Source organism: Nanhaiella sioensis (assembly GCF_046557775.1).
Taxonomy (GTDB): domain Bacteria; phylum Bacillota; class Bacilli; order Bacillales; family SM2101; genus Nanhaiella; species Nanhaiella sioensis.
The window spans coordinates 2,206,624-2,222,829 of sequence record NZ_JBKAEG010000001.1; the positions used below are offsets into that span (position 1 = coordinate 2,206,624).

Genomic DNA, 16,206 nt, shown 5'->3' on the forward strand with positions numbered 1-16,206 from the left:
AGGGGATATGAAATGGTATTACTTGGAACTGTAATTAATTGTGTATCAATTGTTATTGGTACGTTATTTGGAATGTTTTTGCAAAGAATTCCAGAAAGAGTGAAAACGACTGTTTTACAAGGGATTGGTTTATCCGTTTTCATATTAGGAATACAGATGGGACTCAAAAGTGAACAATTTATCCTTGTCATCTTAAGTTTAGCACTAGGAGGAATACTAGGTGAACTTTGGGGGATAGATCACAAATTAAATTTGTTAGGTAAATGGCTGGAAAATAAAATAGGGGCAAAGGATGAAGGTACAGTTGCTAAAGGTTTTGTGACGGCAACATTAATATTCGTTATAGGGGCTATGGCGATTTTAGGTGCACTTGATAGTGGATTAAGAAACGATCACAATATACTATTTACTAAATCAATACTTGATGGATTTACTAGCTTTGTATTGGCTACAACATTAGGTGTTGGAGTGATTTTTTCTGCTATACCAGTGTTTATTTATCAAGGTTCATTAGCGATATTTGCTACTCAAATCGACAAATGGATACCACCAAAGTTGATGGAATTACTCATAATAGAAATCACTGCAACAGGAGGTATAATGATTATCGCTATAGGTCTAAATATGTTAGGGATAACAAAAATCCGGGTTGCAAACATGTTACCAAGTCTATTGGTTGTATCATTATTTGTGACAGTATTGTATTTTTGGCCAATTTTACCGTAAATAACTGAAGCTTGTTGATAATTGTAACTACAAAACCATTCTTGCAACAATATAATAACAAGTTGGCTCTTTTCGTAAACTTTGTTGCTATAGTTCCTAAATTAGAAGAAAAAGATGTCATTAAATTTTGTTTAATTATTAGTATGAAAAATAATAATCTATGCGAAAATAGCCAACAAGTTATTGATGACTGCACCATGTACATTTTTATTTAATATGGTGCAGTTTTTTTATATGAACTAGCGGAGGAACCTAGATGATAATTCTTTTAAACTATATTGGTTGTGTGCCTCATTAATGGCAGTTGCAATCGTTTTAGCCATACTCATGACAATATGTAATCTAGTATTTTGTAGGACAAAAAACTCCATAAATCCACTCACGTTTACAATTCCCGTCATATGAATATCGCCTACTGCAGGTAATTCTTTATTTACCCCAGCACCTGGTTTAACAGGTCCATCTCCAATTGAAATATAACCTACACTATTTAACTTCCCTAAACAAGCATCAATACCGATGATAAATGGATTCCGGTATGCGTTATTAATTTCTATTAACTTATCTTTTAGATTTACAGCATGAATAGGATCCTCTAACGTTCCATATACATGAAAATGAGTCAAATTCTTTTCCTCAAGTTTTGAACCTACTAATGGTCCAAGCGAATCACCTGTTGATCGATCGGTACCAATACAAACGAATACAATTGGTTGCTGAATTTTTTGTGGTAAGGAGGAAAGGAGTTTTGTTGCTAAGCTATTAATTGCGTGACCATCATCATAAGACACCCGAGTACTTTCATTAACAATATTTAAAAATTTTGGTTTAAGATTCATAGCTTTCACTCCTTTGTAATAGTAGTAACAGTATACGGAGGAAAAATTAAAACTATACATAAAATAGTTAAATGAAAAGAGGGAGCATGAGTATGTTAAAGTCTGGATTGAAGTGGATGTTTTTAATATTAGGCACAATGATTGGAGCAGGATACGCCTCTGGAAGAGAGATTTGGCAGTTTTTTGGACAAGAAAGTGGACTTGCTATTATCATTTTTACTTTAATATTTATCATTAGTTGTTTTGTTATTATGAAAATAAGTTACGAGGAGCAATCTGAACATTTTCTACCTGTCTTGCAAAGGCTAGTAGGTAAACGATTATCATTAGCATATGATTGGATGATAATATTATATTTATTTACTACTACTGTTGTTATGCTTGCAGGTGGCGGAGCTACATTAGAAATATTACAGATTCCATATTGGATAGGGATATTAATTTTTTGCTTCATGCTTGTATTCTTGTTTATATGGGATTTAAAAGGAATTGTATCCATTAATATTTTTATTCTACCGATTTTAATTATTAGTTTGATGGTAACATTATTTCTGTTTTTATATAAAAATGGACAAAGTATTAATCTTAATCTAAATGAACAATCAAATTGGCCGTCTGCATTTACTTTTACAGCATTAAATATTCTACCTTTAGTTGCTGTTCTTTCAGCAATTGGTAAAGAAATAAAAAGGGTTGGAGAGGCATGGATTGCAAGTATAGGGAGTGGCTTACTATTAGGAATTATTTCATTTATTTATAATCAGTCATTATTACAAATAGCTAGTGAAATGATTCTTTATGAGATTCCGTTATTTGGAGTATTAAAATACTTTCCATATGCCATGTTGATTATTATGTCATTTTTATTATGGTCGGCCATCTATACAACTGCTGCTTCCGGCATATTCGGTTTAACAACAAGATTTCGAAAAAAAATAAAGCTCCCTTTTTGGCTCCTTGCATTGTTAACTTTAATTACTATGATTCCGTTTACTTCATTTGGATTTGCTACATTAGTATCTGTTCTCTATCCTATCTATGGTGTCATAAATTTATATTTGCTTGCAGCAATATTGATCCATCCTATTGCAAATCGGTATAAATGGGAATGAAAACTTGGTAATATAGTAGTATCGACTTTACTATAAGCAGTTTCCTGAATATTAAAGGCTCTTTTCGTAAACATTGTTGCTATTGTTTTCAAATTAGCACTCTAAAAAGTTTTTTTTATTGTTGGTCATCGTTGCACAGAAGAAAAGATGCCACGAACGCTAGATATAATCGTATGTAGCTCTAATTACGAAAAGCAATCATTAGTGCGAAAACAGTGATTACAAAGGCTCTTTTCGTAAACATTGTTGCTATTGTTTTCAGATTAGTACTATACAAAAGTGTTTTATGTTGTTAGTCATCGTTGTACACAAGAAAAGCTGCCACGAACGATAGTTATAATCGTATGTAGCTCTATTTATGAAAAACAACAATCAATGCGAAAACAGCTATATTAAATGATGAAAATAGATGGATGAAAGGATAGTGTAAGTTGGAAAATAAACAATTTGGAATAAATGATATTGTTGAAATGAAGAAACAACACCCTTGTGGTGTGAATAGATGGAAAATTATCCGCATGGGTATGGACATTAGGATTAAATGTGAAGGGTGTGCACATAGTGTAATGCTTCCAAGAAAAGAATTCACACGTAAAATGAAAAAAGTTATTGAAAAATATGAGGAATAATTTAAAGCTATCCGTACTTTAGTGTAAAAAATCATGCTAATTTGAAATAACCTCTTATAAGGGTGATACGAAGGTGAGAGTAAAGTATAAAACAGCTTGTCCGTTAAATTGTTGGGATAGTTGTGGTTTTGAAGTAACAGTTGAAAATAATATGGTTGTAAAAGTTGAAGGAGATCAAGATCACCCAATTACAAAAGGTAAAATTTGTGGAAGGGGTAGGATGCTTGAACACCGAGCGAATTCTAATGAAAGAGTAAAATATCCATTAAAAAAAGTGGATGGGACGTTTCAAAGAATTTCATGGGAGCAAGCGCTGAATGAAATTTCTAATAAACTAGCTGGTATTAAAAAAACATACGGTACGACAGCAGTACTTCATAGCCATGATTATTCAAATAGTGGTTTGTTAACAAACCTTGATAAACGTTTTTTTAATTGCTATGGAGGAGTAACTGAACTAACAGGTAGTATTTGTTGGGGAGCAGGCATAGAAGCACAAACTTGGGATTTCGGTAATTCATACAGTCATAGTCCAGATGACGTATTTAATAGCAAAAATATAGTGATTTGGGGTAGAAATGTAGCGCGTACGAACATGCATTTATACGCTAATTTAACCAAAGCCAAACAGCAAGGTGCCAATATTATAGTTATTGATCCAATGTCAAATGCAACTGCAAAATTAAGTAATGAATATGTTTCGATTAAGCCTGGTATGGACGGTTTGTTAGCGATAGGTATTATGAAAGAGATCGTGCGCCTCAATTTACAAGATCAACAATTTATTGATGACCATACGCTTGGCTATAGTGATTTACTGAACATACTTGAAGAAAAAACACTAGATGAACTTGAAGAGCTTACAGATGTATCGAAAGATATTATGACAAAATTAGCTCATATATATGCGAATGAGCCAACAATGACTTATTTAGGTTTAGGAATGCAAAGATATACAAATGGAGGGAATACGATCCGTCTGATCGATGCTTTGGTTGCAATAAGTGGTAATATCGGTATTCCTGGTGGAGGTGTGAATTTTGCTAATAAGCAAGTCGGTGATAGCTTTGACATAAATGCACTGTCATTGTCAAATCGCAGACAGCATAAAAGGACATTTACCATGATGCAACAAGCAGAAGGGATTCTTTTAGCTAATGATCCGCCTATTAAAATGGTCTTTGTTACATGTGGAAACCCAGTTACACAAGTACCAAATACAAATCGAGTGAAACAAGCTTTTTCAAAGGTAGACACGATAGTTGTTGTAGAACAATTTATGACTGATACTGCTCAGATGGCTGATTATGTATTACCAACTACGACCGTATTTGAAGAAGAGGACGTGTATTATTCGTCTATGTATCATCATTACGTGAATTATGGTCCAAAATTAGTCGAGCCTCCAGGTGAAGTAAAATCAGAATTAATGATATGGACAGAGTTGGCAAAACGCTTAGGTTTTGCAGATGATTTTGCATTTAATAGAGAACAATTTATTAATATTGGGTTAGGAGATTTAGTTACAAAAGGTATTACACTTGAGAGATTAAGAAAGTATGATCATTTACCTTTACCTATTGATCATGTCCCTTGGAGTGATAAGAAATTTATGACAGCAAGTGGAAAGTATGAATTTACTTCATCACAAGCAACCCAAAAAGGTTTTGATGGCCGGTTACGAATTGATTATCCACTTGAATCAAAACAAAAAAATCCAGATCTCCTTGGAAAATATCCATATACTTTGTTGTCCATTCATCCGTTGAGATCAAATCATTCGCAACACTATCATCTTATTGATTCTATGCAAGAAATTAAGGTAGAGGTATCAAAAGATGTTGCTGAAAAAGAAAGACTACAAGAAGATGATCTTGTAAAAGTGTTTAATGAACGTGGAGAACTAGAGGGACGTGTGCGAATTTTGAAAGAAGCACATCGCAATACAATTAATATAGATGAAGGTCAGTGGAGTAAGTTTGGTGGAAGTGTTAATTTGCTCACTCCAAATCGTATTTCAGATAATGGGATGGGGAGCACTTTGTTTGATTGTGTTGTAGCGATTGAAAAAATATAACTCCTTGTTTTTTTAACTAGGAATCACTATAATTGGGAAAGACTGAATTGATAGCGGATATATAAGAGGAGTGAAATTACAATGGCTTTAACTGCAGGAATTGTGGGTCTACCGAATGTTGGTAAATCTACGCTTTTTAATGCAATTACTCAAGCGGGAGCTGAATCAGCAAACTACCCGTTTTGTACAATAGATCCTAATGTAGGCATAGTAGAAGTACCTGATCATCGCTTGGAGAAATTAACGGAGCTTGTTCAGCCGAAAAAGACTGTACCTACAGCATTTGAATTTACAGATATAGCTGGAATTGTTAAGGGAGCAAGTAAAGGTGAAGGTTTAGGTAATAAATTTTTGTCTCATATTCGACAAGTTGATGCTATTTGTCATGTTGTTCGTTGTTTTGCGGATGAAAATATTACTCATGTGTCGGGTCAAGTGGATCCAATTGCAGACATAGAAACAATTAATTTAGAACTAATTTTAGCAGATTTAGAAACTGTAGATAAACGAATTGATCGCGTTGGCAAAATGGCAAAGCAGAAAGATAAAGAAGCGATGTACGAGCACGAGGTGCTTGTGAAGCTGAAGGAAACTTTTGAAAATGAAAAGCCAGCACGTTCAGTTGAGTTTACTGAAGAGCAAATGAAAATTGTTAAAGGACTACACTTATTAACGATTAAACCTATTCTATATGTGGCGAACGTCAGTGAAGAGGAAGTCGCGGATCCTTCAAACAATGAATATGTAACGCAAGTTAGAGAATTTGCAGCAGGAGAAAATTCAGAAGTCATCGTAGTATGCGCAAAAATTGAATCTGAGATTGTTGAGCTTGAAGGGGAAGAGAAAGAAATGTTTCTTGAAGAGCTCGGAATAGAAGAATCAGGCCTAGATCAACTTATTCGTGCAACTTATAGCTTACTTGGACTAGCTACTTATTTTACAGCCGGTGTTCAGGAGGTTAGAGCATGGACTTTCCGTAAAGGAATGAAGGCTCCGCAATGTGCAGGGGTCATCCATACAGATTTTGAACGTGGCTTTATTCGAGCAGAAACAGTGTCATACGACGACCTTTTAACGGCAGGTTCTATGACAACGGCGAAGGAAGCTGGTAATGTTCGCTTGGAAGGAAAAGAGTATATTGTTCAAGATGGAGATGTCATTCACTTTCGATTTAATGTGTAAAACAGTATCTATCGTTTAGGCTCTTTTCGTAAACTTTGTTACTACTTTAACTTAATTTGAGAAGCTAGATGATGGTGATAGCCATTGTCTTTGCTTTATAGAAGAAAAGATGTCACGAACGTTAGTTATGTGCGTGTTTGTTTGTTGGCAAGCACAATCATGTGAAAACACTCGACGTAAAAGTAATGGCTTCACATAATTGTGTTTTGTAAGACTCTTTAGGTGCATGCGCTTAAATGTATATACAAGGGTTAATTTTATTTAACAATAAGAAGCTCGAGTGTCTATCTCTTCGAGGTTACTTCGCCATTTCATTGGAGGACAAAAAGCACCTTCATGTGAAATGGCTAAATGTTTATCAGAAATTTGTAAGGCGCTTGCGATATTCTTTTCCATATGCTATAATCACGTATTGTGAGTAATTAATTCAATTGCTCCTTGCTCTCATTTGAGAGCCGTCAGACCAAAAGGAGGTGACTGTGATGAGAAAATACGAAATTATGTATATCATCCGCCCAAACATTGACGATGAGTCAAAGAAAGCAGTTGTTGAACGTTTTAGCAACGTTTTAACTGAAAAAGGTGCGGAGATTGCTGAAGTAAAAGAATGGGGAAAACGCCGTCTAGCTTATGAAATCAATGATTTCCGTGATGGTTATTATATGATTTTACAAGTAGCTTCTAATGCTGAAGCGATTAACGAATTTGATCGCCTAGCAAAAATTAGTGAAGATATTATTCGTCATATCGTTGTAAAAGAAGAAGAATAAATATAAATTGAAAGAAACTCTGTAAAATAGAGGTTCTTTAAAGGGAGTGGTTCTGATGATGAATCGTGTAATTCTTGTCGGACGATTAACGAAAGATCCAGAATTACGATATACTCCAAGTGGAGTAGCAGTTGCAACCTTTACGTTAGCTGTCAACAGAACATTTACAAATCAGCAAGGTGAACGACAGGCCGATTTTATTAATTGTGTTGTATGGCGTAAACCAGCTGAAAACGTCGCAAACTACTTGAAAAAGGGTAGCTTAGCTGGAGTAGATGGACGTGTTCAAACACGCAACTACGAAGGACAAGACGGTAAACGCGTATATGTAACTGAGATAGTTGCTGAAAGTGTGCAATTTTTAGAGCCGCGATCAGGTAATGAGCAGCGACCTGCAGGCAATAATCACCAAGGAAACCAAGGTGGCTACGAGCAATTTGGACAAAATCAGAACCAACGTAATAATAATAATCAAGGGTTTACTCGAGTAAATGACGATCCGTTTGCAAATGATGGACAGCCTATAGACATTTCTGATGACGATTTGCCGTTCTAATTTGCTGAGTAGTTTATTCGATTATTCTTGAACGTGTATATATAAATGAAATAGAAAGGAGGATGAACAATGGCAGGAGGACGCAGAGGAGGACGTGCTAAACGTCGTAAGGTGTGTTATTTCACATCTAACGGTATCACTCACATCGATTACAAAGATATTGATGTACTTAAAAAGTTTGTCTCAGAAAGAGGTAAAATTTTACCACGTCGTGTTACAGGCACAAGTGCTAAATATCAACGTAAATTAACTATTGCTATTAAACGCGCTCGTCAAATGGCATTACTACCTTATGTTACAGGTGAATAATAATTTTTAAAGCAGCGGGGGTTCCTTGCTGCTTTTTCCTTTCTTAAATAGGTACATACTTATGTTAAGTCTTGTTCCTCAGGCTGTTATAGCTATAGTGATTATTTCGTTCGCCGTATAAATACGGGCATTGACGATCTGTCATATGTCTGTCAACAGCCTTATGTAAAACGAACGTTGTTTATATCCAACTCCAAACCCTTCATATGAAAGTGCCTTCAGTGTTTGTCGGTTAACTAGGCGTCATACTCTATTGTTGAGATTGAGCAATCGCACTTTACTTTACGTACTAATGATGAATTGATATAGTAAGTGAAGAAAATGAAGAAATTAAGCCAACATGAGGTGGAACTGTGAAGAATACGAAAGTATTAACAGAAGGAGCTATACTACTAGCAATTTTTATTATATTAGTGTTCATTTCTATGTACATACCATTCCTTGGATCAGTATCAATATTTTTTCTTCCACTACCAATTATGCTTTTTACGATTAGAAATGGTTTGCGAAATGGCATAATATTAATTATACCTGCTATTTTATTAACAATTGCCGTTGGTTCAGTATTGGCAGTACCGCTTGCATTAATGTTTACAAGTGGTGGCATTGTTACAGGGTATTTAATAAAGAAAAAGAAAAGTCATTACATGACACTGTTAATTGGAACGGTCATATACTTAATTAATATTACATTTATTTATGTTGGATCGATGTTGCTTTTCAAAATTGATTTCATAAATGAAATGACATTATTGATGAATGAGTCAATAACGATGGCTACAAGTATGATGGAGGGCGTAGGACAAGATGTAAATGAGCAAGTCCTTAAGCAATTTCAAGCAACAGTAGATTTATTTCAGTACTTAATACCAAGCTTTTTTGTTATGACTGCGTTTTTATTTGCGCTCATTTCGTTAATTGTTTCAATACCGATTATTAAGCGTTTTAATATAAATATTGAACCGTGGCCACCTTTTAGAGATCTTATGCTGCCCAAAAGTGTCATTTGGTATTATTTAATTACAATCATTTTGTCTTTTGTTATAGAAGAAGAATCAAGTTTGTTCTTTCCAATGATAAATATTGATTTTATTTTGCAATTACTAATGATTATTCAAGGTATGTCTTTATTATTTTATTTCTTACACCATAAAGGCTATTCCAAAGTTGTTCAATTGTTTGTATTTATCATTTCCTTGTTTCTTATACCAATTATTCGAATCTTAGGTATAATTGATATAGGGTTCGACCTACGGAAAAGAATAGTAACTAAGCGCTAATGGGCGCATATATCTTAAAATTTAGGAGCTGAAAAACGTGCCTTCGTACTATAAAAAGAGTGTAATTCGGTATCCTATATATGGAATAATTAGTATTTCGATTTTAATGATACTTATTATTACTTTTTATCAATGGATCTACGGAATCATTGCTTTTATGCTCCTTGGCATCCCTATATACTTTTTTATTAAGTCCGAAAGGGTAATTAACCAATCGATAGAAGATTATATTTCTACTCTTTCCCACCGAGTCAAAAAAGTTGGAGAAGAAGCTTTACTTGAAATGCCCATTGGGATACTACTTTATAACGAACACTTTAATGTAGAATGGAGTAACTCATTTTTAACTTCCTATTTTCCAGAGGATACATTAGTAGGACGTTCACTACATGACATTACAGAGAGCTTAATTCCGATTATTAAGCAAGAAGTTGATGATGATATTATTACGCTTTATGAACGAAAGGTTAAAGTACATGTAAAGCCAGAAGAACGTCTGATTTATTTTTTTGATGTAACAGAACAGAAAGAAATTCAAATTCAATATGAGAATGAACGGACTGTACTAGCAGTAATTTTGTTAGATAATTATGATGAAGTTACGCAAGGAGTAGAAGATCAAACAAGAAGTAATTTGAACAGCCAAGTAACGTTTTTATTAAATAAGTGGGCAAAGGAAAACGGGGTTTTTATTAAAAGAACATCATCAGAACGTTTTATCGCTGTATTGAATGAATATATCTTGAAGCAATTAGAAACCGAGAGTTTTTCTATATTAGACGATGTTCGAGAAAAAACTTCAAAGCACCATTTGCCTTTAACATTAAGTATTGGTATTGGAGTAGGGGTTTCATCTTTACCTGAGTTAGGAGTACTTGCCCAATCAAGTCTTGATCTAGCACTCGGAAGAGGTGGTGATCAAGTTGCTATTAAGCAAACGAATGGAAAGGTGAAGTTCTACGGAGGAAAAACGAACCCTATGGAAAAAAGGACGAGGGTACGTGCGCGTGTCATATCGCATGCATTGAAAGAACTTGTAACTGAAAGTGATCAAGTATTAATAATGGGACATGTCAACCCTGATATGGATTCGATAGGTTCAGCAATAGGAATTTTAAAAGTTGCTGAAGTGAATGAGAAGAATGGGTACATTGTATTAGACAAAGATGATATAGGAACTGGAATCGAACGTCTGATTAATGAAATTAAAAAAGATACAAACTTATGGTCTAAATTTATTACACCTGAACAAGCGCTTGAAATAATTACTGACGAGACATTGTTAGTCGTTGTAGACACTCATAAAAGCTCACTAGTCATTGAGGAAAGATTAATTAATAAAACGGAAAGTGTAGTTGTAATCGATCATCATAGAAGAGGTGAGGACTTCATAGAAGACCCCCTTCTCGTCTATATGGAACCTTACGCATCTTCTACTGCTGAGCTTGTAACAGAGCTATTAGCGTATCAACCTAAAGGTTTAAAGATGGATATGCTTGAAGCAACTTCATTGTTAGCAGGGATTATCGTAGATACAAAAAGCTTTACGCTACGCACTGGCTCACGAACTTTTGATGCTGCATCTAATTTACGTGCTCACGGTGCAGATACTATACTCGTTCAAAAATTATTAAAAGAAAATATTGATCATTATGTAAAACGTGCTAATCTAATAGCAAAAGCGGTAATCTATCGATCAGGCTTAACAATAGCACTTGGAGATGCTGATGAAACGTATGATCAAGTGTTATTAGCTCAAGCCGCTGACACATTATTATCAATGAATGATGTAACAGCTTCGTTTGTTGTTGGGATGCGTAGTGATCAAGTAATTGGAATTAGCGCTCGATCTTTAGGTAATGTTAATGTCCAAGTCATTATGGAAGCTCTCGGCGGCGGTGGTCACTTAACAAATGCTGCAACACAGTTAGAGAATATGAGTATTGATGAAGTTGAACAGGAATTAAAGTTAGTACTTGATGATTATTTAGATGGAGGGAAAGAATCATGAAAGTAATATTATTAAAGGATGTTAAAGGGAAAGGAAAAAAAGGGGAAGTAAAAAATGTATCTGATGGATACGCTCAAAACTTTCTTTTCAAACAAGGCCTTGCAGTAGAAGCAACAAAAAGTAATATTAGTTCATTAGAAGCGAAGAAAAAAAAGGAAGAGAAGCAGGCTGAAGCAGAACTAGATCAGTGCAAAAAATTAAAGGCAGAGCTTGAGAAAATCACCATCGAATTTACTGCGAAAGCTGGTGAAGGTGGCAGATTATTCGGTTCAATTACGAGTAAACAAATAGCAGAGCAATTAAAAACGAAACATAAAATGAAAATTGACAAGCGTAAAATAGAGCTTGCGGATGGAATTAGAGCTTTAGGATTTACAAACGTATCTATTAAACTACATCCAGAAGTATCCGCTACTGTCAAAGTTCAGGTAATAGAGGAATAAATTAATTATACAAAATGAGTGGAAATGTGATTTAATGATAAAGTGTACATTTTTAAACGTACCTTTTTCTAAAAATCACATTTTTTCTATAGGATGGTGAAAGTGGATGAGTGATATGATAATGGATCGCATACCACCGCAAAATATTGAAGCGGAGCAAGCTGTATTAGGTGCTATTTTCCTTGAGTCATCATCATTGACTTTGGCTTCTGAAATATTAATTCCTGAAGATTTTTATCGAGCTGCTCATCAAAAAATCTTTCATGTTATGCTATTACTTTCAGATAAGGGTGAACCTGTTGACTTAGTAACAGTTACATCAGAACTAGCAGATGGGAAGCTCTTAGAAGAGATCGGTGGGCTAAATTATTTAAGTGATTTAGCTAACTCAGTACCTACTGCAGCAAATATTGAGTATTATGCAAAAATAGTGGAAGAAAAATCTATTTTACGTCGCCTCATTAGAACAGCTTCGACGATTGCTCAAGATGGCTACAGTCGAGAAGATGAAGTAGATGTTCTTTTAAATGAAGCAGAAAAACAAATTATGGATGTTGCCCAAAGGAAAAACGCAGGTGACTTTCAAAGTATAAAAGACGTTCTCGTTCGAACGTATGACAATATAGAATTATTACACAATCGCAAAGGTGACATTACTGGTATACCAACAGGCTTTTCTGAGCTTGATCGAATGACTGCTGGGTTTCAACGTAATGATTTAATTATTGTTGCAGCACGTCCTTCTGTCGGTAAAACTGCGTTTGCGTTAAATATAGCTCAAAACGTTGCTACGAAAACTGATGAAAATGTAGCAATTTTTAGTCTTGAGATGGGTTCAGAGCAACTTGTAATGCGTATGCTCTGTGCTGAAGGAAATATTGATGCCCAAAACTTAAGGACCGGTTCACTCACTCCTGAGGATTGGGGTAAACTAACGATGGCGATGGGGAGCCTTTCTAATTCAGGTATTTACATCGACGATACGCCAGGTATACGTATTAGTGAAATTCGCTCAAAATGTCGACGCCTAAAGCAAGAGAGTGGTCTAGGAATGATTTTAATAGACTATTTACAGCTCATACAGGGTAGTGGGCGAAGCGGGGAAAATCGTCAGCAGGAAGTTTCAGAAATATCCCGTTCATTAAAAGCACTTGCACGTGAATTAAAAGTACCTGTTATTGCTCTTTCGCAGCTTTCCCGTGGGGTTGAACAAAGACAAGATAAGCGACCGATGATGTCAGATATTCGTGAATCAGGAAGTATCGAGCAAGATGCTGATATTGTTTCCTTCCTCTATCGAGAAGATTATTATGATAAAGAAACAGAAAATCAAAATATAATAGAAATCATTATTGCCAAACAACGTAATGGTCCAGTCGGGACTGTACAACTAGCTTTTGTCAAAGAGTATAATAAATTTGTAAACTTAGAGACACGCTATGGCGATTCAAGTGTTCCTGCTGGAGCATAGTTTAGGAGATTACTAAAATAATAGAGAACCACAAAGTAGAGATTATCTACATGTGGTTCTTTTTTTGTTAACTAATACAATTTTCCGTTTTATGAAAAGTTGATCGTCTAAAAAGGAAGATGAAATATGATTTTTATTCTAAGCGAATAATGCTAAGCATTTATTTATATAATCAAACTATTATATGTTGTTTGTCCCAATTATCATGATGTGTTTTACGAAACAGTCATCGTTATACAGAAAAAAGGTGTTAGTTGTATATGTGTTTAATTTTTATTACGATCAATCTGTTAAAAATATGTTTAATCAAGTAATTAATAAAACTACGAACAAAATTACTAAATAAAATAATAATGTTCGGTTTTAATTGACTATACACGATGAAATTGGTACACTAATCATGTTTGATAATAATAAAAATGAAAGTTCGGAAAAAGCGGAGGTGCCTAGATGGCTTCAGTAGTCGTTGTTGGAACACAATGGGGAGATGAAGGGAAAGGTAAAATTACAGATTTTCTTTCAGAAAACGCAGAAGTAATTGCAAGGTATCAAGGTGGAAATAATGCAGGACATACAATAAAGTTTAACGGTAACACGTATAAGTTACATTTAATACCTTCAGGCATTTTTTACGCTGATAAAATTTGTACGATTGGTAATGGCATGGTAGTTGATCCTAAGGCTCTTGTTAAAGAACTGAATTATTTGCACGAACGTGGCGTTAGTACTGATAATTTACGTATTAGTAATCGTGCACATGTCATTTTACCTTATCATCTTAAACTCGATGAGGTCGAAGAAGAGAGAAAAGGCGATAACAAAATTGGAACGACGAAAAAGGGGATCGGTCCAGCATATATGGATAAAGCAGCTCGTATAGGTATCCGAATTGCAGACCTTCTTGATCGTGACGCATTTGAAGAGAAGCTATCTAAAAACCTTGAAGATAAAAATCGTTTATTAGAAAAAATGTATGAGGTAGATGGCTTTAAAATTGAAGATATATTAGACGAATATTATGGATATGGACAACAATTTGCAAAATATGTTTGTGATACATCTGTTGTGTTAAATGATGCGCTAGATGAAGGACGCAGAGTTCTATTCGAAGGTGCTCAAGGTGTAATGCTAGATATAGATCAAGGAACGTATCCATTTGTAACATCTTCAAATCCAGTCGCAGGCGGAGTTACAATTGGTTCAGGTGTCGGTCCTACTAAAATAAAACATGTTGTAGGTGTATCAAAAGCATATACGACCCGAGTTGGAGATGGACCATTTCCTACAGAGCTTACGAATGAGATAGGAGATCAAATTAGAGAAGTAGGACGTGAATATGGTACGACAACTGGTAGACCACGTCGCGTCGGTTGGTTTGATAGTGTAGTCGTTCGACATGCTCGTAGAGTAAGTGGAATCACTGATCTATCACTTAACTCAATTGATGTACTTACAGGAATCGAGACATTAAAGATCTGTGTAGCATACCGTTATAAGGGACAACTCATAGAAGAATTTCCTGCTAGCTTGAAAATGCTAGGAGAGTGTGAGCCAGTATTCGAAGAATTGCCTGGATGGTCAGAGGACATTACAGGAGTCAAAAATTTAGGAGAGTTACCTGCAAATGCTCGTCATTATCTTGAAAGAGTATCACAGCTAACAGGTATTCCTTTATCAATCTTCTCAGTTGGACCAGATCGATCACAAACAAATGTTGTGCGTAGCGTATATAGTTAATTATTGTTTCTTGCTTTAGTTTTTTTCAGGTTGATTGTTATTTTTCATTCTAGAGTCGCGATGGCAGCCTCTAACAACCACATGTATGTAAAGACAAAGTATATTTTACAATAAGACAAAAGGGCTAAAATGGGTAACTTTTAGCCCTTTTGACTGTTAAAAAGGTTGTATTGTTTTTTTGTTGTTTTTAAATTATAGTATTAGGATATACGCTTTAACAACCAATGCTCATGGATTGTTATTACTATAAAAATGATTGCAACCCAATATTGTCTTATTTAATTTAGTCAACATAACAACACAGCTTACAAAAAGAGCCCAAAAATAAATAAAATACTATTGCATTTTATTTTAAAAATATGTTAATATATTAAATGTCGCTGATAATCAATTGAGATTTTATGATTATATGGCCCGTTGGTCAAGTGGTTAAGACACCGCCCTTTCACGGCGGTAACACGGGTTCGAATCCCGTACGGGTCACTTATAAAAATTAAGTATTACATAATAAACTGTATAGAATATTTGGTCCCGTGGTGTAGCGGTTAACATGCCTGCCTGTCACGCAGGAGATCGCGGGTTCGATTCCCGTCGGGACCGCCATTTTATTACATAAAGAACTAAGAAATTATTGATGAATAGCAAGTATGGCTCGGTAGCTAGAGCAGAACGATTCATCTATGAAGAGACCTCAGAGTAGTTCTGAGAGGATCAATCTCTTGTAAAAGAGATGCGAGGGAATAAAAGCACAATTCATTACGGCTCGGTAGCTCAGTCGGTAGAGCAAAGGACTGAAAATCCTTGTGTCGGCGGTTCGATTCCGTCCCGAGCCACTGTCAAAGTATGGTCTGTATAGATCATACTTTTTTAATTAAATGATAATATTGGTAATAATTCTAGTAGAATGCTAGCTTTTATTACCTTGTATTTTACAAAAGACACTATTAAATTACAGCTATAATACAATTATGTTACATCTTTTGATCTAGTATGCCATTATTTTTATTTTATGATAAAGTAATAGAGTGTTTAAAAGAGAAATTTGTCACATTAAAATATAAAGA

14 protein-coding genes and 3 tRNA genes are annotated in these 16,206 nt (G+C 34.9%); 16 read left to right on the forward strand and 1 reads right to left on the reverse strand.

What is annotated here, in order from left to right; all coding sequences use genetic code 11:
• The first annotated feature begins 12 nt into the window (after nt 1-12).
• The gene (locus V1503_RS10490) at nt 13-726 is read left to right on the forward strand and encodes a DUF554 domain-containing protein (protein ID WP_410626716.1); all 714 of its coding nucleotides are present in this window, start codon (nt 13-15) and stop codon (nt 724-726) included.
• A gap of 239 nt (nt 727-965) precedes the next feature.
• Here the strand turns inward: V1503_RS10490 and yyaC are convergent, their stop codons facing one another.
• Complete coding sequence (gene yyaC / locus V1503_RS10495; RefSeq protein ID WP_320259698.1) at nt 966-1,565, reverse strand: spore protease YyaC; 600 nt, start codon at nt 1,563-1,565, stop codon at nt 966-968.
• A 92-nt stretch (nt 1,566-1,657) separates the two neighbouring features.
• Here yyaC and V1503_RS10500 point away from each other — a divergent pair, with 92 nt between their 5' ends.
• From V1503_RS10500 to V1503_RS10570, 15 genes are all read left to right on the forward strand, one after another.
• The gene (locus V1503_RS10500) at nt 1,658-2,677 is read left to right on the forward strand and encodes a YkvI family membrane protein (RefSeq protein ID WP_214482808.1); all 1,020 of its coding nucleotides are present in this window, start codon (nt 1,658-1,660) and stop codon (nt 2,675-2,677) included.
• A gap of 431 nt (nt 2,678-3,108) precedes the next feature.
• Nucleotides 3,109-3,306 carry a DUF951 domain-containing protein gene (locus V1503_RS10505; RefSeq protein WP_320259697.1) on the forward strand — a complete coding sequence of 66 codons (198 nt, stop codon included), beginning with the start codon at nt 3,109-3,111 and terminating at the stop codon, nt 3,304-3,306.
• Between the two features lie 73 nt (nt 3,307-3,379).
• Nucleotides 3,380-5,383, forward strand: a complete 2,004-nt coding sequence (locus V1503_RS10510) for a molybdopterin-dependent oxidoreductase (protein ID WP_410626719.1) — start codon at nt 3,380-3,382, stop codon at nt 5,381-5,383.
• Between the two features lie 81 nt (nt 5,384-5,464).
• A complete protein-coding gene (gene ychF, locus V1503_RS10515) occupies nt 5,465-6,565 on the forward strand; it encodes a redox-regulated ATPase YchF (RefSeq protein WP_214482811.1) in 1,101 nt (366 codons plus the stop codon).
• 482 nt (nt 6,566-7,047) lie between these two features.
• Entirely contained in the window at nt 7,048-7,335 is a 288-nt protein-coding gene (gene rpsF, locus V1503_RS10520; protein ID WP_214482812.1) for a 30S ribosomal protein S6, read from the forward strand.
• Nucleotides 7,336-7,390: 55 nt separating this feature from the next.
• Entirely contained in the window at nt 7,391-7,891 is a 501-nt protein-coding gene (ssb, locus tag V1503_RS10525; protein ID WP_214482813.1) for a single-stranded DNA-binding protein, read from the forward strand.
• A gap of 69 nt (nt 7,892-7,960) precedes the next feature.
• Entirely contained in the window at nt 7,961-8,200 is a 240-nt protein-coding gene (gene rpsR / locus V1503_RS10530; RefSeq protein WP_214482814.1) for a 30S ribosomal protein S18, read from the forward strand.
• A 353-nt stretch (nt 8,201-8,553) separates the two neighbouring features.
• Nucleotides 8,554-9,480, forward strand: a complete 927-nt coding sequence (locus V1503_RS10535; RefSeq protein WP_410626723.1) for a YybS family protein — start codon at nt 8,554-8,556, stop codon at nt 9,478-9,480.
• Between the two features lie 37 nt (nt 9,481-9,517).
• Nucleotides 9,518-11,491: a DHH family phosphoesterase gene (locus tag V1503_RS10540; protein ID WP_410626725.1), complete on the forward strand. Its 1,974-nt coding sequence runs from the start codon at nt 9,518-9,520 to the stop codon at nt 11,489-11,491.
• Entirely contained in the window at nt 11,488-11,934 is a 447-nt protein-coding gene (rplI, locus tag V1503_RS10545; RefSeq protein ID WP_320259693.1) for a 50S ribosomal protein L9, read from the forward strand. Before V1503_RS10540 ends, rplI begins: the two co-directional genes overlap by 4 nt.
• A 106-nt stretch (nt 11,935-12,040) precedes the next feature.
• Complete coding sequence (dnaB, locus tag V1503_RS10550) at nt 12,041-13,405, forward strand: replicative DNA helicase (protein WP_214482818.1); 1,365 nt, start codon at nt 12,041-12,043, stop codon at nt 13,403-13,405.
• A gap of 450 nt (nt 13,406-13,855) precedes the next feature.
• Nucleotides 13,856-15,142: an adenylosuccinate synthase gene (locus V1503_RS10555; RefSeq protein WP_410626729.1), complete on the forward strand. Its 1,287-nt coding sequence runs from the start codon at nt 13,856-13,858 to the stop codon at nt 15,140-15,142.
• Nucleotides 15,143-15,553: 411 nt separating this feature from the next.
• Nucleotides 15,554-15,625 (forward strand) — tRNA-Glu (locus V1503_RS10560).
• Between the two features lie 44 nt (nt 15,626-15,669).
• A tRNA-Asp gene (locus tag V1503_RS10565) sits at nt 15,670-15,745 on the forward strand.
• Between the two features lie 157 nt (nt 15,746-15,902).
• Nucleotides 15,903-15,975 (forward strand) — tRNA-Phe (locus tag V1503_RS10570).
• Nucleotides 15,976-16,206: the final 231 nt, after the last annotated feature.

Bases quoted from the DNA above. Each gene is read 5' to 3' on its own strand.
- V1503_RS10490 (WP_410626716.1), top strand. From the start codon at position 13: ATGGTATTACTTGGAACTGTAATTAATTGTGTATCAATTGTTATTGGT.
- yyaC (WP_320259698.1), bottom strand. From the start codon at position 1,565: ATGAATCTTAAACCAAAATTTTTAAATATTGTTAATGAAAGTACTCGG.
- V1503_RS10500 (WP_214482808.1), top strand. From the start codon at position 1,658: ATGTTAAAGTCTGGATTGAAGTGGATGTTTTTAATATTAGGCACAATG.
- ychF (WP_214482811.1), top strand. From the start codon at position 5,465: ATGGCTTTAACTGCAGGAATTGTGGGTCTACCGAATGTTGGTAAATCT.
- rpsF (WP_214482812.1), top strand. From the start codon at position 7,048: ATGAGAAAATACGAAATTATGTATATCATCCGCCCAAACATTGACGAT.
- ssb (WP_214482813.1), top strand. From the start codon at position 7,391: ATGATGAATCGTGTAATTCTTGTCGGACGATTAACGAAAGATCCAGAA.
- rpsR (WP_214482814.1), top strand. From the start codon at position 7,961: ATGGCAGGAGGACGCAGAGGAGGACGTGCTAAACGTCGTAAGGTGTGT.
- rplI (WP_320259693.1), top strand. From the start codon at position 11,488: ATGAAAGTAATATTATTAAAGGATGTTAAAGGGAAAGGAAAAAAAGGG.
- dnaB (WP_214482818.1), top strand. From the start codon at position 12,041: ATGAGTGATATGATAATGGATCGCATACCACCGCAAAATATTGAAGCG.
- V1503_RS10555 (WP_410626729.1), top strand. From the start codon at position 13,856: ATGGCTTCAGTAGTCGTTGTTGGAACACAATGGGGAGATGAAGGGAAA.